General features: G+C 44.6%; 3 protein-coding genes. All 3 read left to right on the top strand.

Features of this window, described 5'->3' with window-relative positions; translation table 11 throughout:
• Positions 1-97 precede the first annotated feature (97 nt).
• Entirely contained in the window at positions 98-403 is a 306-nt protein-coding gene (locus CBG25_RS18850; protein WP_290608588.1) for a phage tail assembly chaperone, read from the top strand.
• A 26-nt stretch (positions 404-429) separates the two neighbouring features.
• Entirely contained in the window at positions 430-702 is a 273-nt protein-coding gene (locus CBG25_RS18845; protein ID WP_290608586.1) for a DUF1799 domain-containing protein, read from the top strand.
• Between the two features lie 54 nt (positions 703-756).
• Positions 757-1628 (top strand): phage tail length tape measure family protein (locus tag CBG25_RS18840; RefSeq protein ID WP_290608584.1); only part of this gene is annotated, 872 nt, incomplete at its 3' end.

The raw sequence follows: 1628 nt of genomic DNA, 5'->3' as shown, positions 1-1628 counted from the left end.
TGCCCAATACGGCCATCAACGAGATTGAAAACGTGGTAGCCCGTTTCTCACTTAAATCTGATATGCAAATCTATACAATATAGTTTAAGGATAAAGTATGGCGAAATTTACCCTGATACCCAAACCAACGTTTAAAGCCAATGTCCTCATTCCGGTGGCTGGCAAAAAAGAGCCAGAGGTGGTCACCTTCACCTTCAATCACAAAGCCATGAGTGAACTGGAAACCATGCGTGAAATGCCGATTGATGAGTTCTACCAGCAGATTATTGCTGACTGGGCGATTGAGGAGCCTTATCACGCTGATAATTTAAAGCTGCTATTTGACAACTATCCCCCAGCTGCCAGCGCCATTAGTACAACGTATTATAGCGAACTATTAGGCCAACGCGAAAAAAACTCCTAGCGGTCGTTGAGGCCATGTATGGCGGCATGACCGAGACCGATATCCGCAACTTTGAGGCTGCCTTTGGTTTTACGCCGGAAGACAGTGATGTCGAAGTCTGGCCAGATGTCTGGGAGGCTTATCTTACTTTTAATGCGCTTCGTACTCAGTGGCGAATGGGGACGAATGGGCCAACAGGGCTGGATTACAGCGTTTTATCCCACGTCATCGATTATTTGGGTATTAATCAGAATAAAGCCGCTTTATTTAATGATATAAGGGTGATGGAAGCGAAAGCCTTAGCGATAATGCACCAATAAGGCGGATATTTTTATCACAGGCTTTAAATGCTTAGTTGTTCGAAGGAAAATATAATGACTGATATCGCCACGATTTCATTAAAAGTAAACACGGCGGATTTGGAAAGAGGTGAACAGAAGTTAAAATCCTTTCAGGGAACAGCGGAAAAAGCTGAAAGGGCTTCCTCAAATCTGGAGGGTGGATTAAAAAAAGTCAGCCTGGCCTCACTGAGAAATACTGAAACCATTAAGGCGCAAAAAAGTGAACTTAATGACCTGTTAAATCGAATTAATCCCACCAATAAAGCGTTTGATGAACTGGATAAGATTAGCCGTAAGCTCGCCAATTCACATCAAAAAGGTTTACTACCGCTTGACCAGTTTATTGATTACAACACGATACTGGAAGAATCGAGAGATAAACTAAGCCGGATGAATCTAGCGCTGACCGCAGAAGGGAGAGCGCTACTTGCACAGGAAGAAGCTTCAAAACGAGCGAAGTTAGCCGCTGATAATTTTCTAAACACATTAAAACAGCAATCAGACACGATAGGCAAGACGCGAACTGAAGTTCTTGAACTAAAAGCGGCGCAGATGGGCATTTCTCAACAGGCAGCGCCGATGATTGCCAAGTTAAAAGAGCAAGAAAAAGCGTTCATGAATGGCGCGGTAACGATGGGGCAATATCGTCATGCAATGCGTATGTTACCTATGCAGATGACCGATGTGGTGACCTCATTGGCTTCCGGTATGCCCGCTTGGATGGTATTGGTGCAGCAAGGTGGACAGATCAAAGACTCGTTTGGTGGTGTTGGTAATGCCTTTAAAGCAATAGGCTCAATATTGACCCCTACCCGATTGTTGATGGGTGGGTTGGCAGGCGTTACGGCAGCGGTTGCCATCGCCGCTTATAAAGGCTCACAAGAGTTTAGTGAATTTAACAAACA

It is taken from the genome of Arsenophonus sp. ENCA, assembly GCF_002287155.1.
Taxonomy (GTDB): domain Bacteria; phylum Pseudomonadota; class Gammaproteobacteria; order Enterobacterales; family Enterobacteriaceae; genus Arsenophonus; species Arsenophonus nilaparvatae.
The sequence above is the reverse complement of the archived record's forward strand: the minus strand, read 5'-3'. Positions and strand labels throughout refer to the sequence as shown.